A 21,009-nucleotide genomic window follows, 5' to 3' on the forward strand; every position below is an offset into this window, starting at 1 on the left:
TCTCCCCCCCATGCGGGGACTGCGGAGAGTGACGGGGTGAAAGGGCGGGCGGCGGGGAGCGAACAAGAGTCAGGGGGCGGAGGGAGCGGAGCGGCCGAAGGTGACCGCGGCCCGGACCCGCGGCGGCGTGAGCTCGGCGAGCTGCCGGTCCGGCACCGCCCCCAACGCCGCGTTGAGCGTCGAGAAGGCGAGCCGAAAAGCGATCCACGCCGTCGCCTCGAAGATCTCCCGGTCAGACAACCCGGCCTGGCGGAGAAGGTCGACGTCACCGTCAGTGGTGACATTCGGGTCCCGTACGACCTGCCGACACCAGCGTGAGAGCGCGGCTTCCCGGTCGGACAAATCCGCGTCGGTGCCGTCGATGACGGAGCTGGCGACCCCCTCGTCCGCCAGCTCCGCCAATCGCCGCCCCCACGCCAGCGAGCAGTAGGCGTCGCCCCGCGCGGCCGCGGCAGCCGTCGTCATCACGGCCACCTCGCGCGTTGACAGGGACGACTCCGCAAGCAAGCCGGAACGTACGGCTTGGAACAGCGTCATCACGTCCGGACGCCAGCACCACACCCGCGTCAGATTGCTGATATATCCGTCAGAACCCAGATCGTCCGCGTAGGCCGCGGTCACCGGCGAACTCGGCGGCGGATCGGCCAGGAAGGACGCCTGCGTCATCATCGCCCCAGTTTCGAGCAGATCGGGCCGGTCCGGCCATCGCCTCTCCGGCCGCCGCGCCCGGGCCGAACGCCTCATGCGGCGCGTCCCCCGAACAGCCGAGTTAGAGTCCGGACACGATGGATGTCGCCGAGGTCTACGCCCTGACTGCCCGCCGCAGCGGCCCGCTGCCGGTCGCCGCCGCGGCCGGTGAGTCGCTGACGCCCGCCAGCGCCAGCACCGATCCGGCCTGGCTGGACCAGCAGATCGCGGCCGCAGCCAGCACATACCGCACCGCGGACGCGCGGGTGGCGGGCACGATGTGGTGGTACGCCGCGAGTTGGGCGATGCTGGCCGGCCCGCTGGCCACCCTGCTGGCGACCGGCTACCCGGTCGACCCCGCGCTGGACGCGACTTTCCTGCACGTACGCCCCGGCGGCCTCGTCAGCGCCACCCATTCCGTTCGTACGCTCGAAAAAGACGACTTGCCGGCCGCACTGCGAGAGCTTTTTCAGGACGTCATAACGGCAATTTGCGAGGTCACCAAGCAGCGCGACCGTCCATTGTGGGCGATCGCGGCCGACTCGCTGGCCACCCAGGCACTGGCTGCCGGCACCGCTGTCGGCGACATCGCCCGCGGGTCACAAGTCGCCGTCGAGATCGCCAGCGCGATCGGCGATCCGCTACCCCAGCCGAGATTCGTTGACATCCCGTACAAAAACCACGAAAGCTGCCAACGTTTCGTGCACCGAACATCCTGCTGCCTGATCTATCTCGTGCCAGGTAATGCCCTGTGCACCAGCTGCCCGCGCCGCTCAGCGCAGGATCGGGCTGCCCGGCTGGCCGACCTTATTCCCTGAGCGCCAGACGCAGGACATTAGTCCCTGATGACGCCTGGACAGTTTTGACCGATCGGTTTACCCTTGGACCATGCGGTCAACGGATAAGCGTACGTTCCTCGACGAGGCCCGGCGGGCCCAGATCGTCGCGTGCGCCATCGAGGTCATCGCCGAGAAGGGATACGCGAACGCCTCGCTCGCGCACATCGCCGCTCGGGCCAGTACGAGCAAAGGCGTGATCCTTTACCACTTCGCCGGCAAGGACGAGCTGATCGAGCAGGTCGTCGCCGAGGTGTTCAAGGTCGCGACAGCCGAGTTGGTGCCCAAACTTCAGGCCGAAACCACGGCTCGCGGGCACCTCCGGACGTATATCGAGGCGAGGGTTGGCTTTCTGGCCACCCATCTGGACCACATGCGAGCGTTGATGGACATCTGGCTGAGCTACCGCGGACCGGACGGCCGGATGGCGCTGGCCGGCGCGGGTGAGCCGACCCTGACCTCGATTGAGCGATTTCTGGTTCGTGGACAGAAAAGTGGCGAGTTTCGAGAATTCCCTGCCCGGCCGATGGCGGTGGCCATCAGCCAGGCCATCGACGGCGCCCTGCTGCAGCTCGTCGCCCATCCGGACCTTGACCTGACCGCCTTCGCCAGCGAGCTGGTGACCATTTTTGACCTGGCCACAAGGAGGAACCCATGACTGTCGAGAAAATCCGCCGAGGCACTGTGGAAATCGCGTACGAGTCGGTTGGCTCCGGCGAGCCGTTGTTGCTGATCATGGGCGCTGGCGGCTCGATGCGCAGCTGGCACCCGGATTTCGTACGAGCACTGGCCGATCGCGGCTTCCGGGTGATCCGGTTCGACAACCGGGACGCCGGCCGGTCCACTCGGTTCACCGACCGCGGTGCGCCCAACCAACTGAAGATGTGGCTGCGGCCCACATCCGAAGCCGCTTACACGCTGGAGGATATGGCAGCCGACGCTTTCGCCGTGCTGGACGCGAACGACTACCTGTCAGCGCACGTGGCTGGCGTCTCGCTGGGTGGCATGATCGCCCAGACGATGGCGATCGAGAAGCCGGACCGGGTGCGTACGCTCACGTCCATCAGCTCCGGGCCGTCCGGCAAAGTCGGCAAGCCGACCGCGGCGACGCTCATGAAGATTGTCAAAGTAGCAAAGAAGAAGATCACCAGCGTCGACGATTTCGTCGAATTTCAGCTGGGATTGGCCGCGATCGTCGGGTCGCCGGCCTATCCAGTGGACCAGGCTTTCGTACGGCAGGACAGCGAAGAAGCGTATGCGGACGGTTTCGATCTGGCCGCCAGCCAGCGCCAGACCGCCGCGGCCGCCGCTTCTGGCGATCGTCGGGAGAGACTTTCGCACGTACGCTTGCCCACTCTGATCATCCACGGCGAAGCCGACCCGATGGCGCGGCTGATCGCGGGTGTCGAGACCGCGAAGGCGATCCCGGGCGCGCGGCTGGTCACCTATCCGGGCATGGGCCACGACCTGCCCCGCGAGCTTTGGCCGTCGATGCTTGACCACCTCCGCGAGCTGGCGGACTCGGCAGTCGACGCCTGAGGTTGGGAGGCACGCCCTCGCCAGGATACGTTGGGGTTATGGCTGAAGGAGGGACCGTAAGGACGGTCGAGGAGCTGCTGGTCGACGGGGCGGCGACGAAGATCTGGCTGGCGCATCTCGAGGAGATCGGCGACCCGGACTTCGTCGTCGCACTGCCGGAGAACCTGGCTCCGACTCTGCTGGAGCTGGCCGTCCCGCACGAGGACATCGACATTCTCTGTGCGATGGCACCAAAAATGTGGGAGCGGCCACGGCTACGCTGGCTGTTGCGGCGCAGCATGCACTCCCTCGTACGCACGATGGGCGAGGTGCCGCGGCCACCTTGTTTCCCGAGCCCTGCCAAGGATGGCGATCCGCTCGCCCGCTACCTCTTCGTGTTCGTCTTCCTGGCCATCCTGCCGCACGTGAAGGCTTTCCATCTCGGCTTGGGAATCCCGGCCGAGATCAGCCGACTGACGCTGGCCGATCTCGGCCGCACGATGGCCGCCAACCGGCAACAGGACGGGGTTGGCGGGCTGCGTACGGTCGACTGGTTGATGTCGCATTTTCGTGGTGTGATCTATCAAATCGGGCGGCTGCAGTTTGAGCGGGCAACGCTGGGCACCCGGACCGGGAAAGCGGTCCAGGCGGCCGGTGAGCCGTTCGGCCCTGGGGATCTGACGCTCGCGGTCCACATTCCCTCCCGCTACGGCCCACTCACCCCGGCCGCCTGCGACGACTCTTTCCGCGCCGCTGGTGAGTCTTTCGCCCGCTATTTCCCGGACGAGCATTACCGGACCGCGGTGTGTCACTCCTGGCTGCTTGATCCGCAGCTCGCCGACTACCTGCCGGCGGACGCGAACATCATCCGCTTCCAACGCCGTTTCCAGCAGGCGTACCAACCTGAAGCCGATGACGCGACCACACAACTGTTCGTCTTTGGCCGTACGGACCTCACACTCGACGAGCTGCCGGGTGACACCACGCTGCGGCGAGCGGTGGCCGACCATCTGAAGGCCGGCCGCCACTGGCACGGCTCCGCCGGCTGGCTCGTCCTGTAACCTACCCGAGTTGGGCGACCCGGGGCGCGATCCGCTCGGCGAGCAGCTCCACATATTCCACCGGATGGCGGTCCGGGATCACCATCAGCTCGGTGAGGCCCAGTTTCGCGTATCTTTCGGCCTCCACCAGGAAAGCATCGGGATCATCCACGATCGGGCCACCATACATCGTGGACTTCTCGATCACGTCGTAGTCGCGGCCCTCGTTCGCGCAATGGTCCCGTAGCACGTTCAGTTTGTGAGCCGTGGCCTCATAATCCTTCGCCATCAGGTTGCAGTGATCCGCGTATCGGGCGGCCAACAGCAAAGTCTTCTTCTCACCCCCACCGCCAATCATGATCGGCGGCCGCGGCCGACCCAGCGGCGCCGGCACGCACAGCGTCTCCTCGAGCTGATAGTGCCGGCCGTCGTACGAACCGTTGTTGTCACTCCACATCTGCAGGCAGATCTGCAGGGTCTCCTCCAGCCGCTCGAACCTTTCCGCCACCGGAACCACCGGCACACCGAGGCCGCGCTGCTCCCGCTCGTACCAACCGGCGCCGATGCCCAGGAACGCGCGGCCGCCGGAAAGTACGTCAAGAGTGGTGACGATTTTGGCCAGCAGACCCGGATATCGGTACGTCACACCGGTGACCAGCAGGCCGAGCTGAATCTTTTTGGTCAGTGCGGCCACATATCCGAGCGTGGTGTAGCCCTCCAGCATGGGCAGGTCGGCCCGGCTGCCCGGTTTCCTTGCCATCGTGAAGTAGTGGTCCATCGGGAGGAACGAGTTCAGCCCCGCCTCGTCGGCGATCCGGGCCGTCTCGGCCAGCGTGGGCGCGATCCGCGCCGGGTCGTCGGGGATGGAGAACTTCAGGTAATGCAGGCCGAGCTTCACAGGCAAAACCTCCACGGAACCGTACGTACCAGCTGAAAGACGGTACGTCGAAGCGCTCGCTTCGGCTATTCCTGGCTCGGCTGGGCCGGCGAGGCGGCGATCTTCGCCCGAGCGTTCACCGAGGCCAGCCGGGCCGACGAGTCCGCACCGAGCTCTTCTTCCAGCGCCAAGTCGAAGTCCATCGACTCCAGCAACTCCAGCCGCCGGGTGGCCGCCGCGATCGTCTCGTCCGCGAGCCGCAATCGCCGCTCCACCGCCGCGAGATCGATCGTGCCGAAGTGCCCCGCCCGCGCCACCGGCTCCGCCGCGTCTTCGTCCTGCCGCAACTTTCCTCCCCCGGCCAACCAAGCCGTCATTCAACCACCTCGCCCGCACGGTCCACACAGGCAACCGCCGTACGTGCGTTGTCGCACAGGGTTAGTGGATGGGTTCAGTGCCTGTACCGGCGAGAGCGGGTCGGCGGCGGCCGGCGAGGGCGGTGGCAACGGCCAGCACGGCGGCGAGGGCCGCGGCGGCGAGCCCGACACCGGCAAACGGAAGGACGGCGCTGCCGGCGGCGGCGAGCAGCGGCGCGATCATCAACCCGGTCGTGTAGGCGATGCTGTAGAGCGCGTAGGCGGCGCCGTACGCCGGTGGCGACTGCTCGTCGGCGATCCCGGAGATCAGCGCGATGGTCGGGACGAGGACCAGTTGCGAGCCGATCGCGACCAACACCAGACCGGCGCCGAGCATCCACAGCGCGGCGCTCATCGCGACGAGGACCAAGCCGCCGGCCGCGACGACCGCACCCACTGCGGCCAACGCCGTACGTGGCACCTTGTCCGCGACGAAACCGCTGAGCGAGGCCGCGATCACGCCGGCCAGCACGGCCGCCGCGAAAAGCAGGCCGATGGTGTTGGTGCTGGCCGAAAAAGCGGCCGCGGCACGGAGCGGCAGGATCGGTTCCAGGAAGGCGATCAGCCCGGCGCCAAGCGCGGTCAGGCCGAACATCAGGCCGGTGGTCGGGTGCCGCCAGACCCGACCTGGACGCTCCGCTGGTACGTGTTCGCCATCGCGTACGAGCACCACCCGCGCCACCCCGTCCAGCAGGGCCACCGCCGCGGCCAGCATGAACGGCGCCCGAGTTCCCCAGTGATCGGCCAGAAATCCGCCGATCGCCGGGCCGAGCAGCACTCCCAACCCGCTCGCGGAAAGCGCCAAGCCCAGCGGTTTCGCCCTCTCGGCGGCCGGATAGACCGACGCGATCAGCGCGAGGCCGGCCGTCCACGACACCGCGGCCGCGACACCTTGCAGGGCGCGCGCCACCATCAGCGCCGGAAGTGCTTGTACGACAGCGAAAAGCACGGTCGAGCCAGCCAGCGCGAAGAGTCCGGCCAGCATCGGAACCCGATGACCCAGCCGGTCGACCAGCACCCCAGCCACCGGGGTGGCGATCACCATCGCGATCGCATAGCAGGCGAAAAGCACCCCGACGGCGGACGCGGATGCGCCGCTGGAGCTGGCGATTCGGGGCAACACCGGGATCGCGATGCCGTACACCAGCATGTCGGTTGCCAGCGCCACCGAGGTGACGATCAGGGCAGCGGAACGTTTCACAGCAGTCCTTCGAAAAAGTAGTCGACGGTGGCAGCCGGTTCGCCCAGCCGCGTCAACAAGACCGGGCTGAAGGCGGCCGAAACCGCGACCCCGTTGATCCAGGTGAGAATGCGGGCAGCGGCCCGCGCCGGGTGCGCACTGCCGGCCTCCGCACACACCGCCGCGATGCGGTTGGCCCACGCGTAAAGCCCGGCTGACTTGTCCGCCAGAGTGGCGTCGTCGAGCTTGCCTGGCGCTGCTGGATCGCTCGGGAAAACCATACCCACCACCAAAAGAGCACGAAAACGTTCGTCTGTGCGTACGAGCCGGAGAAAGTCCAGCAGAAAGGCGCGCAGCCGTTCGGCTGGCTCGCCATCGGCGTCCAGCGCCGCCCACGCCTCGACGGTGACGCGGTCCCAGCCGGTCGACAGCGTGACCGCGTGCAACTGCGCCTTGTCGGCGAAATGGTGGTAAGCGGCGCCACGCGTCACGCCGGCGCGGGCCGCGATGTCGGCCAGCTTGGTGGCCTGGTATCCCCGCTCAGCGAACTCCAGAAGCGCCGCATCCAACAGCGCTTCTCGGGTCGCGGCGGCCTCGTCGGCGGTCCTTCGCATCACCGGTTAATCATACGTACATGCCTGTATCTAAAACAACCGCGTCTCTGACCAGGCCACCAGCGCTGACGCGAGCCCATCTTCCATGATCGTCCCAGTCACCGCGTCGGCCGCCGCGCGTACGAGTGGAGGCGCCTGCCCCATCGCCACGCCATGCGCCGCCCACCGCAACATCTCGATGTCGTTGTCGCCGTCACCGACCGCGAGAGTCGCCTCAGCTCCCACGCCAAGGCGCACCCGGAGCCGCTCCAACGCGGCCCGCTTGGACACTCCGGCGGCGAACGCCACCATCCACGGCCGGCCCACGTCGAAACTCCCGTCCGCGCCCGGCAACCGGGTCGCGCCCAACTGGTCCACGACCTGGGCAGGCGACCGCGACGGCCACCAGGCGGTCAGCCGGCAAACCGGTTCGGCGATCATCTTTTCCAGCGGAGCAACGGTTAGCTCGCCGGTGAGTACGCCGAGCGGAAACTCGTCGCTGACCTGATGCCCCACGCCGATCACCTCGACGGCGAAAAGCGCGCCAGGCAGCACCCGGTCGACGGCCTCCACCACCGGCCCGGCCGCGAACCGCTGGACCTCCACGGGCAGCCCAGTCTTGAGGTCGACCACGACGGCCCCGTTGGAGCACACGACATATCCCTGCGACAGCCCCAAATCGGCTATCACCCGCGATACCGAGCGCAGCGACCGGCCGGTCGCCAGCACCACGTGGTCGCCTCGCTCGACGGCTTCCCGCACGGCGAGCCGTACCGCCCGGCTCGGCGGATGCCGGCCGATGGTGAGGGTGCCGTCGACGTCCAACGCGACGAGAGATCCCGATGCCATCAGCGATTTCCTGTCGTCGTACGAGAAGGATTCACGTTACCTGCGCGTACGAGCGCCTGGAATTCACAGATGTCACCGGTTCTTGACATAGTCATAACATGACTAGTAAGTTCATGACTATGAGCAGCAAGCGTTCGACGTTGGGCCTGACCGTGCTGGGGACGCTCGCCGGGGAGCCGATGCACGCGTATCGGATCCAGAAGACGATCAAGGAGCATGGCAAGGACCGGGTGGTGAATGTCCGCCAGCGGGCCAGCATCTACCAGGCCATCGAGCGGCTGCTCCGGCTCGGGCTGATCGAGGTCCAAGCCACCGCGCGGCCAGACAGCCGGCCGGAGCGGACCGTTTACGCGATCACCGACGCGGGCATGGAAACGGCAAGGGAGTGGATTCACGAAATGCTGATCGCCACCGAGAACGAATTCCCGGAATTCCCGGTCGGTGTCTCTTTCATCATGGCCCTGACACCCGCGGAGGCGAAGCGGGACCTGCAAGCCCGAGCGGACGCGATTGCCATCCAGATCAACGAAATCGCCCCGTGGCTCGGCGGATCCGACGACGTGCCCCGACTGTATGTGCTCGAAGAGGAATACCGGCACGCGGTCTTGTCGGCCGAGCTGAAATGGCTTCGTACGGTGATTTCCGACCTGGAATCCGGCCGAATCACCTGGACTTGGGAGTGGCTGCAGGAAAACTACGCGGCCTTCAAACACAAACAAGGAGACACCGAAGATGGAGACCTTTGACGATCGCACACCGGTTCTGATCGCCGGCGGCGGCTTGGTGGGACTCGCCGCCTCGCTTTTCCTGGCCCGTCAGGGCATCCGATCACTGCTGGTGGACCGGCATCCGGGCGTCTCGATTCACGGCCGGGCTCGTGGCATCAACCAGCGGACCATGGAGATCTACCGGGCCTTTGGCATCGAAGCTGACGTACTCAAAGCCGGCGCTCCTTTTGACGACGAGGCCGGCGTGGCTCGATGCGAAACCCTCGCCGGGCCCTGGGAGTGGTTGTACGAGCAAGAGGCTCCGCGAGCCTGGCCGGATCTCACCGCCGGCGAATTCTGTATGGCGGACCAAAACACCGTCGAGCCGATCCTGATCGACGCGGCCGTCAACACCGGTGCCGTCCACCGCTTCAACACCGAGCTCCTTTCTTTCGATTCTGACGAAAATGGCGTCACCGCGCGAATTCAGGACCGGGTGACCGGGGAGCGCCGCACCGTACGCGCCGACTACCTGATCGCCGCGGACGGGAATCGCAGCCCGATCCGGGAAAAACTCGGCATCGCACGGCCGGACGCCTACACTTTCCTGCACTCGATGAATATCGTCTTTCGCGCCGATCTGTCGGAGTTCGTGCAGCGGCGGGCATTGTTCTGGATGATCGCAAACCCGGCGGCGGGCGTTTTCGGCGGACTGGTCAGCACCGCCGATCCGAGCCGGTGGCAACTGACCGTCTCGTACGACCCAAAAACCGAGTCGGAGGCCGATTTTTCGGACGAACGCTGCCTGCGACTCATTCGCGGCGCCATCGGCCGTGACGATGTGCCGGCGGAGGTGGAAAACGTGGCTTCCTGGGAGCAGGGCGTCGGGGTGGCCGAACGCTACCGGGACGGCCGCGTCTTCTTGGCCGGCGACAGCGCGCACACCTGGCCGCCGGCCGGCGCGCTGGGCGCCAACACCGGCGTGCAGGACGCCCACAACCTGGCGTGGAAGCTCGCGCACGTACTAAAAGGCTGGGCTCCCGCCGACCTGCTCGACTCGTACGAAGCCGAACGCCAGCCGCTCGCCGCCCACCTCGCGCCGGCGATCGTGCGCCACCAACAGGCCCGGATGAGCGGCGCCACCGAGCCCGAGGACCCGCCCACCCAGATCCTGGACTATCGCTATTGGTCAGATAATCGCGAAATCCTCGCCCCACCCGGTGGCCGCGCGCCGCACTTGTGGCTCGGCCGCGACGGCGAGCGAATCGCCGTCCACGACCTGTTCCGCGACACGTACGTGCTGCTCACCGACTCCGACACCGGCCCGCTGCCGGACCTCAGCGCTCCGGTACGCATCTACCGCATCGGCCGGGACCTCATCGATCTCGAAACCCAGTGGCCCAGCCGCTACGGCTCCGGCTCGGCCCTCATCCGCCCCGACGGCTACATCGCCTGGCGCTCCACCTCCTTCCCCCCCCCCCCCCCCCCCCCGCGAGGGTGACGTTCTGGGGATGTTTTGCCCCATTCTCCACCCCAAAACGTCACCCTCGTGGCAAAGATCAGCTTCCCGCGAGGACGCCGTGGAGGCGTCAGTCGACCAGGGCGGTGATGTCGATGTCCAGCGCGAACGGCTCGGTCGTCAGCAACCGACCTGTCACCGCAGGGGCCTCGACATAGCCCTCGCCGGGGGCACCAAGATGGAACACCGTAATCGACGGCGCCGGCGGATCCAGGTCAACCACCCAGTAATGCGCAATCCCGGCCTCGGCATACTCGTACGGCTTCAAACGCAGATCAATCTTGCGCGAACCCGGCGAGATCATCTCGACCGCCAACACGACCTCGCTGGCCGGCAAACGTAAGGCCGTGTTGTCGAATCTCGCCACCAAAACATCGGGTTGCCGGACAGTGGCGGGCTCATGTTTCTCGACTATGACATCGAGATCCAGAATGGGCCGCCACCCCGGTGGCAGTTGGTCAGCCAGCTGTCGCGCCAGGGCGAACCCAGCCCACTGGTGGGCCACTCGTGGACTCGGGGACATGACGAGGACGCCCTCCTGCAGCTCGCTGCGACGGAACTCGTCGCCAGTGAGCGCGAAGAACTCATCCAAAGTCATCCGCTGTCCGGCATAACTCATCGGCAATGCCATGGCTTGGCTCCTCTCGGTCCCCACCAGCCTGGCGACATCACAGCCACCCTCATCAAAACTTATCCACAGTATGCCGCTTTCGCCCCAACCGCCGTCCACAACCCATCGTCATCGAGCGACGCTTTCGGCGACGCTGGCGAGCTGCTTGGTGACCAGGCCCCAGCCTTCGGCGAAGCCGAGGTCCGCATGCCGGGCGCGGTCCGCTGGGTCGCCGTGCCGGACGATGATCCGGTAGTCCGTGCCGTCCGGGTGGTCGCCCAGCGTGATCTCGGCGGTCATCGGAACCGGTGTGGGCTTGGCGGGGCGCCAGGCGCTGTCGATCGCGTTCGTGAACACGATCCGCTCCAGCTCGTCCACGACCAGGAAGATCGCGTTGAGGTGCGGTACGAAGGCGACTCCGTCCTGGCTCATCTCGGTCACGAAACCGCCGCCAGGCCGCACCTCCAGGCGGTCGACGCGACAGGTCATCGGCGCCGGGATCCACCACTTGCACAGCCGGGCCGGATCGGTCCACGCGCTCCAGACCGCGGCGCGCGGAGCGCGGATGACCCGCTCCAGAGTCAGGTCGAGGTCAGGATTCATCGTTCTTCTCCCTCTGATCGGTGACGAAGCTTTCCAGCCGGTCGGTACGGGCTTCCCAGATCCGGCGCTGTTCCGCGAGCCAGTCATCCACCAGGGCGAGCCGCTCACGGCTGAGCACACACGTACGCACCCGGCCGGATTTGGCCGTACGAATCAGGCCGTTCGACTCAAGTGTTCGTACGTGCTTCATGAACGACGGAAGCGTCATCGGGAACTCGCGGGCGAGATCGCCCACGGTCGTCGGGCCGCGACCCAGGCGACGAATGACATCGCGCCGGGTCGGGTCGGCGAGGGCGACGAACAGCCCGTCAAGGTCGGCCGAATACTGTGCCATGAGGCTAAGTATGCGGAGACAAAACACTTAGCGCAAGGGCTAACTATTTCTCAGCCGGTACGGCCGACGACGACTTCGGCGAGCGACTGCAGGGTGGTCTTCGCCGGGCCTTCGGGCAGGCTCGACACGAGTGACAGTGACCGGTCCGCGTACGTACGAAGGGTCTGTCGGGCGGCGTCCATCGCGGGCGACTTGCGCAGCAGCTCGATCGCCTCGGCGACCTCGTCGTCCTCGGTCAACGGCCGGCTGATTAGCGAGCGCAGCCGGGCCTCAGCAGGATCCGACGACTGGAGGGCGTAGAGCACCGGCAGAGTCGGCACACCCTCGCGCAGGTCGGTCCCGGGAGTCTTGCCGGATTCGTCAGGATCCGCGTCGATGTCGAGCAGGTCGTCGGAGACCTGGAAGGCGACCCCGATCGTCTCGCCGTAGGTGGTCAGCGTCTTTACTACCTCAGCCGAAGCGCCGGAGAACATCGCCCCGAACCGCCCGGAGGTGGCGATCAGCGAGCCAGTCTTGTCGGCTAGTACGCCCAGGTAGTGCTCGACCGGGTCGACGCCGGGCAGCGGGCCGGCAGTCTCCCGGATCTGGCCGGTGACCAGCCGGGAGAACGTCCGGGACTGGATCCGGACCGCCTCCGGACCGAGGTCGGCGACCACGTCGGAGGCGCGAGCGAAAAGGTAGTCGCCGGTCAGGATGGCGACCGAGTTGGACCAGCGGGCGTTGGCGCTGGGGGCGCCGCGGCGTACGTCCGCCTCGTCCATGACGTCGTCGTGGTAGAGCGTGGCCAGGTGGGTCAGCTCGACGACCACGGCGGACTCCAGCACCGCCGGCAGCTCCGGGTCGCCGAACTGCGCGGCGGCCAGCACCAGCAGCGGCCGAAAGCGCTTGCCGCCGGCGTCCAGCAGGTGCGCCGCCGCCTCGTTGACCAGCGGGTCGGCGGCGCGTACGGCTTCGCGCAGCCGTTCTTCCACGGCGTCCAGGCCGGTCTTGATGGACGCCTCGAGCTCCGGATCGCTCAGCACGATCTCGGTCAGCGAAGTCGGGCGGCGCACCAAGGTCTAGCTCCTTATGAGCGTTATCGGACGAACGTCGCGGCCTGCGAGGCCAGGTCCAGCAGGGGCTGCGGCGCCACCCCGAGCAGCAGGGTGGCCAATGCGCCAAGCGTAAGCGATGCGGACGTGAACCCGCCCGGCACTGTGACAGTTGGCGCATCCGCGGCCGGCTCCGAGCCGTACATGAGCACGACCACCCGCAGGTACGGGAACGCGATGACGGCACTCGCCAGCACACCGAGGATCACCAGCGGCACCGCGCCGCCCCCGGCAGCCGCCGAGAACACCGCGAACTTGCTGGTGAAACCGCTGGTCAGCGGGATACCGGCGAAGGCGAGCATGAAGAAGGTGAAGATCGCCGCGAACAGCGGCGACCGCCTGCCCAGACCGGCCCACCGGGACAGGTGGGTGGCCTCGCCATCGGCGTCTCGTACCAGCATGACGATCGCGAACGCGCCAATCGTGGTGAACCCGTACGCGGTGAGATAGAACATCGTGGACGAGAGGCCGTCCTTCGTCAGCGCCACCGTGCCGGTCAGGATGAAGCCGGCGTTGGCGATGGACGAGTACGCGAGCAGCCGCTTGATGTCCGTCTGGGTGACCGCGAGCACCGCGCCGATCAGCATGGTCAGGATCGCGATCCCGATCATGATCGGCCGCCAGTCCCAGCGAGCGCCGGACAGCGCCACGTAGAACACCCGCAGGATCGCGCCGAAGGCCGCCACCTTGGTGCAGGAGGCCATCAGTGCGGTGACCGGGGTCGGAGCGCCCTGATACACGTCCGGGGTCCACGAGTGGAACGGCGCCACGCCGGCCTTGAAGAGCAGTCCGATCATCAGCATCGCCATCCCGAGCAGCAACAACAGCGGACTCCTCGGCGAGTTGCTCACCGCGGTGAAGATGTCCGCCAGCCGTACGCTGTTCGCATAGCCGTAGAGCAGCGCCACGCCGTACAGGAAGAACGCCGACGCGAAGGCGCCGAGCAGGAAGTACTTGACCGCCGCCTCCTGCGAGAGCAGCCGCCGCCGGCGCGCCATCCCGCAGAGCAGGTAGAGCGGCAGCGACAGGACCTCGAGCGCGACGAACATGACCAGCAGGTCGTTCGCGGAGCAGAACAGCATCATGCCGCCGAGCGCGAACAGCGCCAGCGGGTAGACCTCGGTCTGCATGAACGGCGAGGCGGCCTGCGCGCGGTCCGACTCGGTGCCGGCGGTGACCGAGGCCTGCGCGGTGAACGCGCCGCCGGCCTCGGTCGTACGGTCCGCCAGCAGCAGGATGCTCACGATACCCAGCACCGCGAGGCTGCCCTCCAGGAACAGCGCCGGGCCGTCGATGGCGACCGCGCCGGCGGCGGTGATCTCCGGAACCTCGGTGGTGCCCGCGTAGATGACCGCGACCAGCGACGCGACCAGCGACGCGAGCGCCAGGGTGACCTGGACGGGCTGTCGGACCGTACGCGGCAGGAAGGCCTCGAACAGGATCCCCACGCAGGCAGCACCGAACAGGATCAGCATCGGCAACAGGCCGATGTAGTTGATCTGCGGGACTGTGAAGGTCACTTGCCGCCTCCGAGCGCACTGGGCATGGGATCGGACTTGCCGACGTCCTGCATTGTGTAGTGAATGGCCGGGGTGATCACGTCGGTGATCGGCTTCGGGTAGACGCCGGTGAAGATGATCAGCACCAGCAGCGGCGCGATCACCCATTTCTCCCGCGTACTCATGTCCACCATCGGCTGCTGGCCGGCCTTGAGCGGGCCCTGCATGGTGCGCTGATACATCCAGAGCACGTAAAGCGCGGCCATGATCATGCCGAGGGTGGCGATCACCGCCACCGCGCTGTTGACCGTGAAGGTGCCGATGAGTACGAGGAACTCACTGACGAAGGAGTTCGTGCCCGGCAGCGCCAGCGCCGAGAGCCCGGCGATGAAGAAAGCGCCGGAAATCAGCGGTACGAGTTTGTGCGTACCACCGAAGTCCGCCACCGACACCGACTGCCGGCGTGCCGCCAGGAATCCGACCACCAGGAACAGCGCGCCGGTGGAAAGTCCGTGGTTCACCATGTAAAGCACCGCGCCAACACCGGCTTGGCTGGTGAAGGCGAAACAGCCCAACGCGATGAAACCGAAGTGCGCCACCGAGGTGTACGACACCAGCCGTTTCAGGTCGGACTGACCGATCGCGAGGAACGCGCCGTAGAAAATACCGATCAGCGCCAGCGCGAAGACGTACGGCGCGAAGAACTTGGACGCGTCCGGGAACAGCGGGATGCAGTAACGCAGGAACCCGAAGGTCCCGACTTTGTCCAGTACGCCGACCAAAAGCACCGCCACCCCGGCCGGTGCCTGGCCGCCGGCGTCCGGCAGCCAGGTGTGGAAGGGGAACAGCGGCGCCTTGATCGCGAAGGCCACGAAGAAGCCCAGGAACAGCGCCTTCTGCATGCCCGGGTCGATCATCAGCTTGGTCAGCGCGGTGAAGTCGAAGGTGCCGATGTGCGTCACGTGGTTGATCGAGACCACGTAAAGCCCGATTACCGCCGCCAGCATCAAGAGTCCGCCGAGCAGCGAGTAAAGGAAGAACTTGACCGCCGCGTACTGCCGGCGCGGGCCGCCGTACGAGGAGATCAGGAAATACATCGGGACGAGCATGACCTCGAAGAAGACGTAGAAGAAAAACACGTCGGTGGCCACGAAAACGCCGACCATGCAGGTCTGCAGCGCCAGCATCAGGGCGAAGAACGCCTTGGTGGAGCGCTTTCCGGTGACCCCCGGCGCACCGGCGTACTTTTCCGCGTCGTGCCAGGAAGCCAGCACGACCACCGGAGTGAGCACGCCGACCAGGCCCAGCATCACCAGCGCGATGCCGTCGACGCCGAATCCGAAGTGGACGCCGAAGGCCGGAATCCATGGGTACGACTCGACCAACTGGAAGCGCGGGCCGCTGGGCACGAAGGCGACCGCCGCGAAACCGGTCAGCACCAACGAAAGCAGCGACCAGACCAGCGCGACGATCTTGACCAGCTTGTCGTTGCCCTTGGGCAGCACCATCAGGACCAACGCACCGACCAGCGGGAAGAGCGTCAGGACCGAGAGGTAGGGAAAGTTGCTCATCCGAGCCTCACCGCCAGCAGCGCACCCACCACGAGGACCGCGCCGACCAGCATCGTTAATGCGTACGTTCGAACGAAACCGGTCTGCATCCGGCGTAGTCGCCCGGATCCGCCGCCGACCACCGCGGCGATCGTGTTGACCAGCCCGTCAATGCCCTTGCTGTCCAGGTAAACCAGCGCCCGGGTGAGGAAAAGACCAGGACGCTCGAAAAGCGACTGGTTGATCGTGTCGGCGTAAAGCGCGTTCCGGGCCGCCAGCACGAACGGGTTCGCGCTCGCCGGCTCTTCCGTACGCACCTTGCGGGCCAGATACAGCCAGAACGCGAGTGCCGCGCCGAGCAGCACGATCACCAGCGTCACCACGCTGACCATCCAGGACGGGAAGCGCTCGGTCTCGACATGGTCAGCGGCACCACCGAAAGCCGGTGCCAGCCAGTCCAGCAGGCCGAGCGCTTTCAGGCCGAAACCGGCGCCGATCGAGCCGACCGCGATGATCGCCATCGGCAGCCACATGCTGACCGGCGACTCGTGCGGGTGCTGACCGTCGGTCCACCGCTTCTTCCCCAGGAAAGTCATCACGAACAGCCGGCTCATGTAGAAGGCCGTGATGCCGGCGCCAATCAGCGCGGCCGCGCCGAACAGCCAGCCGGTCCAGCCGGGCCGGTTGAAGGCCGCCTCGATGATCGCGTCTTTCGAGAAGAAGCCGGCGAACGGCGGAATGCCGAGGATCGCCAGGTATCCGAGGCCGAAAGTGACCGCGGTGATCGGCATATAGCGAGCCAGGCCACCAAAGCGCCGCATGTCGACCTGGTCGTCCATGCCGTGCATCACCGAACCGGCGCCGAGGAACATGCCGGCCTTGAAGAAACCGTGGCACAGCAGGTGGAAGATGCCCAGCGCGTACGCCGGACCGCCCAACCCGACGGCGAGGAACATGTAACCGATCTGGCTGACCGTCGACCAGGCCAGGACCTTCTTGATGTCGTCCTTCGCGCAACCGGCGATGCAGCCCAGCAGCAAAGTGAACGCGCCGATCGCGCAGACCACGGTCTGGCCGGTCGGCGTGAGGTTGAAAAGCGGCGCCGAGCGGGCGATGAGATAGACGCCCGCGGTGACCATGGTTGCCGCGTGGATCAGAGCCGACACTGGGGTCGGACCTTCCATCGCGTCCGGCAACCAGGACTGCAGCGGGAACTGGCCGGACTTACCGCACGCGCCCAACAAAAGCAGCAACGTCATCACGGTGAGGATGACCGGCGTGAGTTTTTCGGCGTTGCTGAACACGCCCGCGTACGACGTGGTGCCCAACGTCGCGAACATCATGAAGATCGCCAGCGTCAGGCCGACATCGCCGACCCGGTTCATGATGAAGGCCTTCTTCGCGGCGGTGGCCGCGGCCGGCTTGAAATACCAGAACGCGATCAGCAGGTACGACGCCAGACCGACGCCCTCCCAGCCGACGTACAGCATCAGGTATCCGTTGCCCAGCACCAGAAGCAGCATGGCGGCGACGAACAGGTTCAGGTAGCCGAAGAACCGCCGGCGACCTTCGTCGTGCGCCATGTAGCCGATCGAGTAAATGTGGATCAGCGTGCCGATGCCGGTGATCAGCAGGACGAAGACACCGGACAGCGGGTCGAAAAGCAGCCCCGCGTCGATCTTCAGGTCCCCGACCGGAATGAAGGTGAACAGGATCTGTTCGGCCGACCGGGTCTGCATGCCGCGCAACGCCAGGAACTGGATCAGCCCCAGCACGAAGGCGGCACCCGACATGACAGTGCCGAGCCAGTGGCCCCATTTGTCGCCGCGCTTGCCGACCAGCAACAGAACAGCGGCACCGAAGGCCGGCAGCGCGATGAGCAGCCAGAGGTAGCTCATCACGCCGGAGCTCTGGCCGTACGCGACTGGTGCGGCCAGCACGTCCCCGCTCACGCCCGGTCTCCCCGGAAAAACTGCGTTCCCCTCAACACTGAGGTGCTCCTCAAGATCAGTACTTCAGCAGGTTGGAGTCGTCCACCGAGGCAGACTTGCGGGTGCGATAGATCGACATGATGATCGCGAGACCCACCACGACCTCGGCGGCGGCCACCACCATCACGAAGAAGGCCATGATCTGGCCGTCCAGGGTGCCGTTGATCCGGGAGAACGTGATCAGCGACAGGTTAACCGCGTTGAGCATCAGCTCGACCGACATGAACACCACGATCGCGTTCCGGCGTACCAACACGCCAACCGAACCGATGGTGAACAGGATCGCTGACAGCACCAGGTAAACGCTCGGGCTCACATTTCCCCCTCAGGGCGATCCACGCCGGCGCCCGGGCCAGGCATTGGCGCCATAAACACTGCGCTCATTTTCAGACCCTTCCCGTACCGGAGTGGCCGGTGTGCGCGTGGCCATGCAGGTGTTCGTGGTCTTCGACCGGGTTCGGTGGGCCGTCGTGGCTTTCCAGGTCGCCGCCGGAGGCGGCCAACTGCTCGGCGGACGGCAGCCCGAGCTCCGCGGCCACTCGCTTGGTGGTGGCGTTCCGGCTGGCCTCGGCGACCGAACCGTCCGGCAGCAGCGCCGGAGTGGCCACCGAGTCGTGCCGCGCGAAAACGCCCGGGCCGGGCTTGGGTGCCGGGTACGAGCCTTCGGCGAAGCGAGCCTGCGAACGTTCCTTCTGGGTCCGCTTCTCACCCGGCGCGTGCTGGATGTGCGCGAGGATGATCGCGCCGACCGCGGCGGTGATCAGCAGCGCCGAGGTGACCTCGAAAGCGAAGACATACTTGGAAAAAATCAGGTTGGCCAACGCGTTCACGTTCTGCCCGTTGGCGTTCTGGCTGGCCAGCCCGACCGCCTTGACCGAGCCGAGGCCGCGCAGCAACGCGCTGCCCAGCAGGCCCGCGAGGGCGATGCCGATCACTGTCGCGGCGACCTTCTGCCCGCGCAGCGTTTCCACCACCGAGTCGGAGGAATCGCGGCCGATCAACATCAGTACGAACAGGAAGAGCGTCATGATCGCGCCGGTGTAGACGATGATCTGCACCATGCCGATGAACGGCCCGGCCTGGATCAGGTAGAAAACCCCGAGGCTGGCCATGGTCAGGACCAGGAACAGCGCCGAGTGCACCGCGTTGCGGGCCAGCACCATCCCGATCGCGCCGATCAGCGCGACCGGTCCAATGATGAAGAAAAGTACCGTTTCGACGGTGCCCATTACTCCGTCTCCTCCACCACGCCGGTCCACTGTGGACGCTCGGCACCCTTGGAGGCGCCGGGGTTCGTCATCGCGCCGATGTAGTAGTCCTTCTCGTTGTCACCCAACCGCATCTCGTGCGGCGGCTGCTCCATGCCCGGCAGCAGCGGCGCGAGCAGCTGCTCCTTGGTGAAGATCAGGTCGTGCCGGTTGTCCAGCGCCAGCTCGTACGAGTTGCTCATGGTCAGCGACCGGGTCGGGCACGCCTCGATGCACAGCCCGCAGAAAATGCACCGCGAGTAGTTGATCTGGTAAACCGCGCCGTACCGCTCACCGGGCGAGTACCGCTGCGCCTCGGTGTTGTCGCCGCCCTCGACGTAGATCGCGTCCGCCGGGCAGGCCCACGCGCACAGCTCGCAGCCGACGCATTTCTCCAGCCCGTCCGGGTGCCGGTTCAGTACGTGCCGGCCGTGGTAACGCGCCTCGACCGGCTTGCCCTTTTCGGGGTACTGGTACGTGCCGACTTTCTGGAAGATAGCGGCGAAAGTCAGCCCGTACCCTTTGGCCCAGTCCAGCATGTGTTAGGCCTTCCCTGCTTCGGTCGTTTCTGCGGTGGTGGCAGCGGCCGTCACCGCGGTACGAGCCAGCCGTGGCGACGGTGGCACCACCAGGTCCATCGGCGGAATCGGGTAGTTCGTCTTCACTGGCGCGCCGGCCTCCAGGGACTCGGCCTCCGCCGGAGTTTCCTTCTTCGACGGCCACAAAAGCACCGCGATGATGACCACCACGACGACCACGCCGATGTAGATCAGCCGCTGCTGAGGGGTGGTGTGGCTGGCCAGCGCGAAGGTCTGCACACCGGACACCACCAGGATCCAGGCCAGGTTGATTGGCACCAGGACCTTCCAGCCCAGCCGCATCAGCTGGTCGTACCGCAGCCGCGGCAGCGTGCCACGCAGCCAGACGAAGAAGAACATGAAGGCCATCAGCTTGGCGAAATACCAGAGCAGGCCCCAATATCCGGTGTCCAGGAACGGCCACAGGGTGGCGATCCCGAACGGCGCGTGCCAGCCGCCGAGGAACAGCGTGATCGCCAGCGAGGAGACGCCGACCATGTTCACGTACTCGGCGAGGAAGAACATGCCGAACTTCAGCGAGGTGTATTCGGTGTGGTAGCCACCGACCAGCTCGCCTTCGGCCTCCGGGAGGTCGAACGGGATCCGGTTGGTCTCGCCGACCGCCGAGATCACGTAGATCACGAAGGACGGCAGCAGGATGATCGCGTACCACCAACCGCCCTTGGCCTGCGCGTCCACAATGCCGGAGGTGGAAAGCGTGCCGGCGTAAAGGAAAACCGCCACGAAGGACAGGCCCATGGCGACCTCGTACGAGATCATCTGGGCCGCCGAGCGCAGGCCGCCGAGCAGCGAGTACGTGGAGTTGGACGACCAACCGGCCAGCACCACGCCGTACACGCCGATCGAGGAGCAGACCAGCACCCACAGCACCGCGACCGGAAGGTCGGTGAGCTGCAGGGCCACGTGGTAGCCGAACATGTTCACGGTGCCGCCGAAAGGCGTCACCGCGAGCGCCAGGAAGGACGGGAACGCGGCCAGTACGGGCGCCAGCGCGAAGACGAACTTGTCCGCCATCGCCGGAATGACTTCTTCCTTGAACGGCAGCTTGATCGCGTCCGCGATGGACTGGAACCAGCCGTTCGGGCCGTGCCGGTTCGGGCCTAGCCGGAACTGCATCCGGGCGATCAGCTTGCGCTCGAAGGTGATCATGAAGATCGTCATCACCATCAGGAACGCGAAGACGGCCACGACCTTGATCAGCACGATCCAGATCGGCTCGGAGCCGAACTGGTCGATCGAGATCGGCGGCACCGGATCCGCGAT

The 21,009-nt window shown here is 66.3% G+C and carries 23 protein-coding genes; 6 read left to right on the forward strand and 17 right to left on the reverse strand.

The genetic code is table 11. The features are described from left to right. Positions 1-69: 69 nt before the first annotated feature. On the reverse strand, positions 70-669 hold the full coding sequence (locus ABD301_RS00230; RefSeq protein WP_344306029.1) for a carboxymuconolactone decarboxylase family protein: 600 nt from the start codon (positions 667-669) through the stop codon (positions 70-72). A 116-nt stretch (positions 670-785) separates the two neighbouring features. Between ABD301_RS00230 and ABD301_RS00235 the strand changes: the two genes are divergently transcribed. The 4 genes from ABD301_RS00235 (at position 786) to ABD301_RS00250 (ending at position 4,102) form a co-directional block, all read left to right on the forward strand. Beyond that, positions 786-1,505: a (2Fe-2S)-binding protein gene (locus ABD301_RS00235; RefSeq protein WP_344306031.1), complete on the forward strand. Its 720-nt coding sequence runs from the start codon at positions 786-788 to the stop codon at positions 1,503-1,505. Positions 1,506-1,575: 70 nt separating this feature from the next. Beyond that, positions 1,576-2,181, forward strand: a complete 606-nt coding sequence (locus ABD301_RS00240) for a TetR/AcrR family transcriptional regulator (protein WP_344306032.1) — start codon at positions 1,576-1,578, stop codon at positions 2,179-2,181. Then, positions 2,178-3,062: an alpha/beta fold hydrolase gene (locus tag ABD301_RS00245; RefSeq protein WP_344306034.1), complete on the forward strand. Its 885-nt coding sequence runs from the start codon at positions 2,178-2,180 to the stop codon at positions 3,060-3,062. The genes ABD301_RS00240 and ABD301_RS00245 overlap by 4 nt, the downstream gene beginning before the upstream one ends. A gap of 38 nt (positions 3,063-3,100) precedes the next feature. After that, a complete protein-coding gene (locus ABD301_RS00250) occupies positions 3,101-4,102 on the forward strand; it encodes an acyltransferase domain-containing protein (protein ID WP_344306035.1) in 1,002 nt (333 codons plus the stop codon). Between the two features lies 1 nt (position 4,103). Here ABD301_RS00250 and ABD301_RS00255 read toward each other — a convergent pair whose 3' ends face one another. The 5 genes from ABD301_RS00255 to ABD301_RS00275 form a co-directional block, all read right to left on the reverse strand. Next, positions 4,104-4,979, reverse strand: a complete 876-nt coding sequence (locus ABD301_RS00255; protein ID WP_163569036.1) for an LLM class F420-dependent oxidoreductase — start codon at positions 4,977-4,979, stop codon at positions 4,104-4,106. A 65-nt stretch (positions 4,980-5,044) separates the two neighbouring features. Further along, positions 5,045-5,335 (reverse strand): response regulator transcription factor, encoded by a 291-nt coding sequence (locus tag ABD301_RS00260; protein ID WP_163569035.1) that lies wholly within the window; start codon positions 5,333-5,335, stop codon positions 5,045-5,047. Positions 5,336-5,396: 61 nt separating this feature from the next. After that, positions 5,397-6,575 (reverse strand): MFS transporter, encoded by a 1,179-nt coding sequence (locus ABD301_RS00265; RefSeq protein ID WP_344306037.1) that lies wholly within the window; start codon positions 6,573-6,575, stop codon positions 5,397-5,399. Next, on the reverse strand, positions 6,572-7,168 hold the full coding sequence (locus ABD301_RS00270) for a TetR family transcriptional regulator (RefSeq protein WP_344306697.1): 597 nt from the start codon (positions 7,166-7,168) through the stop codon (positions 6,572-6,574). Before ABD301_RS00270 ends, ABD301_RS00265 begins: the two co-directional genes overlap by 4 nt. A gap of 30 nt (positions 7,169-7,198) precedes the next feature. Beyond that, the gene (locus ABD301_RS00275; RefSeq protein ID WP_344306038.1) at positions 7,199-7,996 is read right to left on the reverse strand and encodes an HAD family hydrolase; all 798 of its coding nucleotides are present in this window, start codon (positions 7,994-7,996) and stop codon (positions 7,199-7,201) included. Positions 7,997-8,094: 98 nt separating this feature from the next. Between ABD301_RS00275 and ABD301_RS00280 the strand changes: the two genes are divergently transcribed. Beyond that, complete coding sequence (locus ABD301_RS00280) at positions 8,095-8,742, forward strand: PadR family transcriptional regulator (RefSeq protein WP_344306040.1); 648 nt, start codon at positions 8,095-8,097, stop codon at positions 8,740-8,742. Continuing rightward, positions 8,729-10,204 (forward strand): FAD-dependent monooxygenase, encoded by a 1,476-nt coding sequence (locus ABD301_RS00285; RefSeq protein WP_344306042.1) that lies wholly within the window; start codon positions 8,729-8,731, stop codon positions 10,202-10,204. Before ABD301_RS00280 ends, ABD301_RS00285 begins: the two co-directional genes overlap by 14 nt. Positions 10,205-10,292: 88 nt before the next feature. Here the strand turns inward: ABD301_RS00285 and ABD301_RS00290 are convergent, their stop codons facing one another. The 11 genes from ABD301_RS00290 to nuoH all read right to left on the reverse strand — a co-directional run bounded on the left by ABD301_RS00290 (position 10,293) and on the right by nuoH (position 21,009). After that, a complete protein-coding gene (locus tag ABD301_RS00290) occupies positions 10,293-10,853 on the reverse strand; it encodes a Uma2 family endonuclease (protein ID WP_344306044.1) in 561 nt (186 codons plus the stop codon). A 108-nt stretch (positions 10,854-10,961) separates the two neighbouring features. Then, a complete protein-coding gene (locus tag ABD301_RS00295; protein ID WP_163569028.1) occupies positions 10,962-11,435 on the reverse strand; it encodes an SRPBCC domain-containing protein in 474 nt (157 codons plus the stop codon). Then, positions 11,425-11,769 (reverse strand): ArsR/SmtB family transcription factor, encoded by a 345-nt coding sequence (locus ABD301_RS00300; RefSeq protein WP_163569027.1) that lies wholly within the window; start codon positions 11,767-11,769, stop codon positions 11,425-11,427. Before ABD301_RS00300 ends, ABD301_RS00295 begins: the two co-directional genes overlap by 11 nt. 50 nt (positions 11,770-11,819) lie before the next feature. After that, on the reverse strand, positions 11,820-12,821 hold the full coding sequence (locus tag ABD301_RS00305) for a polyprenyl synthetase family protein (protein ID WP_344306047.1): 1,002 nt from the start codon (positions 12,819-12,821) through the stop codon (positions 11,820-11,822). Positions 12,822-12,844: 23 nt separating this feature from the next. Next, positions 12,845-14,335 (reverse strand): NADH-quinone oxidoreductase subunit NuoN, encoded by a 1,491-nt coding sequence (gene nuoN / locus ABD301_RS00310; protein WP_344306699.1) that lies wholly within the window; start codon positions 14,333-14,335, stop codon positions 12,845-12,847. A 41-nt stretch (positions 14,336-14,376) separates the two neighbouring features. Further along, positions 14,377-15,930 carry an NADH-quinone oxidoreductase subunit M gene (locus ABD301_RS00315; RefSeq protein WP_344306049.1) on the reverse strand — a complete coding sequence of 518 codons (1,554 nt, stop codon included), beginning with the start codon at positions 15,928-15,930 and terminating at the stop codon, positions 14,377-14,379. Beyond that, the gene (gene nuoL, locus ABD301_RS00320) at positions 15,927-17,807 is read right to left on the reverse strand and encodes an NADH-quinone oxidoreductase subunit L (protein ID WP_344306701.1); all 1,881 of its coding nucleotides are present in this window, start codon (positions 17,805-17,807) and stop codon (positions 15,927-15,929) included. The genes ABD301_RS00315 and nuoL overlap by 4 nt, the downstream gene beginning before the upstream one ends. A gap of 109 nt (positions 17,808-17,916) precedes the next feature. Then, positions 17,917-18,216, reverse strand: coding sequence for an NADH-quinone oxidoreductase subunit NuoK (gene nuoK / locus ABD301_RS00325; protein WP_163569026.1), 300 nt, complete (start codon positions 18,214-18,216; stop codon positions 17,917-17,919). 70 nt (positions 18,217-18,286) lie between these two features. After that, entirely contained in the window at positions 18,287-19,129 is an 843-nt protein-coding gene (locus ABD301_RS00330) for an NADH-quinone oxidoreductase subunit J (protein ID WP_344306051.1), read from the reverse strand. Then, complete coding sequence (gene nuoI, locus ABD301_RS00335; protein ID WP_344306054.1) at positions 19,129-19,686, reverse strand: NADH-quinone oxidoreductase subunit NuoI; 558 nt, start codon at positions 19,684-19,686, stop codon at positions 19,129-19,131. The genes ABD301_RS00330 and nuoI overlap by 1 nt, the downstream gene beginning before the upstream one ends. Positions 19,687-19,689: 3 nt before the next feature. Continuing rightward, a complete protein-coding gene (nuoH, locus tag ABD301_RS00340) occupies positions 19,690-21,009 on the reverse strand; it encodes an NADH-quinone oxidoreductase subunit NuoH (RefSeq protein ID WP_425551871.1) in 1,320 nt (439 codons plus the stop codon).

Origin of the sequence: Fodinicola feengrottensis (assembly GCF_039530045.1) — a bacterium.
Classification (GTDB): domain Bacteria; phylum Actinomycetota; class Actinomycetes; order Mycobacteriales; family HKI-0501; genus Fodinicola; species Fodinicola feengrottensis.

Bases quoted from the DNA above. Each gene is read 5' to 3' on its own strand.
- ABD301_RS00230 (WP_344306029.1), bottom strand. From the start codon at position 669: ATGATGACGCAGGCGTCCTTCCTGGCCGATCCGCCGCCGAGTTCGCCG.
- ABD301_RS00235 (WP_344306031.1), top strand. From the start codon at position 786: ATGGATGTCGCCGAGGTCTACGCCCTGACTGCCCGCCGCAGCGGCCCG.
- ABD301_RS00240 (WP_344306032.1), top strand. From the start codon at position 1,576: ATGCGGTCAACGGATAAGCGTACGTTCCTCGACGAGGCCCGGCGGGCC.
- ABD301_RS00245 (WP_344306034.1), top strand. From the start codon at position 2,178: ATGACTGTCGAGAAAATCCGCCGAGGCACTGTGGAAATCGCGTACGAG.
- ABD301_RS00250 (WP_344306035.1), top strand. From the start codon at position 3,101: ATGGCTGAAGGAGGGACCGTAAGGACGGTCGAGGAGCTGCTGGTCGAC.
- ABD301_RS00260 (WP_163569035.1), bottom strand. From the start codon at position 5,335: ATGACGGCTTGGTTGGCCGGGGGAGGAAAGTTGCGGCAGGACGAAGAC.
- ABD301_RS00270 (WP_344306697.1), bottom strand. From the start codon at position 7,168: ATGCGAAGGACCGCCGACGAGGCCGCCGCGACCCGAGAAGCGCTGTTG.
- ABD301_RS00275 (WP_344306038.1), bottom strand. From the start codon at position 7,996: ATGGCATCGGGATCTCTCGTCGCGTTGGACGTCGACGGCACCCTCACC.
- ABD301_RS00280 (WP_344306040.1), top strand. From the start codon at position 8,095: ATGACTAGTAAGTTCATGACTATGAGCAGCAAGCGTTCGACGTTGGGC.
- ABD301_RS00285 (WP_344306042.1), top strand. From the start codon at position 8,729: ATGGAGACCTTTGACGATCGCACACCGGTTCTGATCGCCGGCGGCGGC.
- ABD301_RS00290 (WP_344306044.1), bottom strand. From the start codon at position 10,853: ATGGCATTGCCGATGAGTTATGCCGGACAGCGGATGACTTTGGATGAG.
- ABD301_RS00295 (WP_163569028.1), bottom strand. From the start codon at position 11,435: ATGAATCCTGACCTCGACCTGACTCTGGAGCGGGTCATCCGCGCTCCG.
- ABD301_RS00300 (WP_163569027.1), bottom strand. From the start codon at position 11,769: ATGGCACAGTATTCGGCCGACCTTGACGGGCTGTTCGTCGCCCTCGCC.
- nuoN (WP_344306699.1), bottom strand. From the start codon at position 14,335: ATGCTGATCCTGTTCGGTGCTGCCTGCGTGGGGATCCTGTTCGAGGCC.
- ABD301_RS00315 (WP_344306049.1), bottom strand. From the start codon at position 15,930: ATGAGCAACTTTCCCTACCTCTCGGTCCTGACGCTCTTCCCGCTGGTC.
- nuoL (WP_344306701.1), bottom strand. From the start codon at position 17,807: ATGAGCTACCTCTGGCTGCTCATCGCGCTGCCGGCCTTCGGTGCCGCT.
- ABD301_RS00330 (WP_344306051.1), bottom strand. From the start codon at position 19,129: ATGGGCACCGTCGAAACGGTACTTTTCTTCATCATTGGACCGGTCGCG.
- nuoI (WP_344306054.1), bottom strand. From the start codon at position 19,686: ATGCTGGACTGGGCCAAAGGGTACGGGCTGACTTTCGCCGCTATCTTC.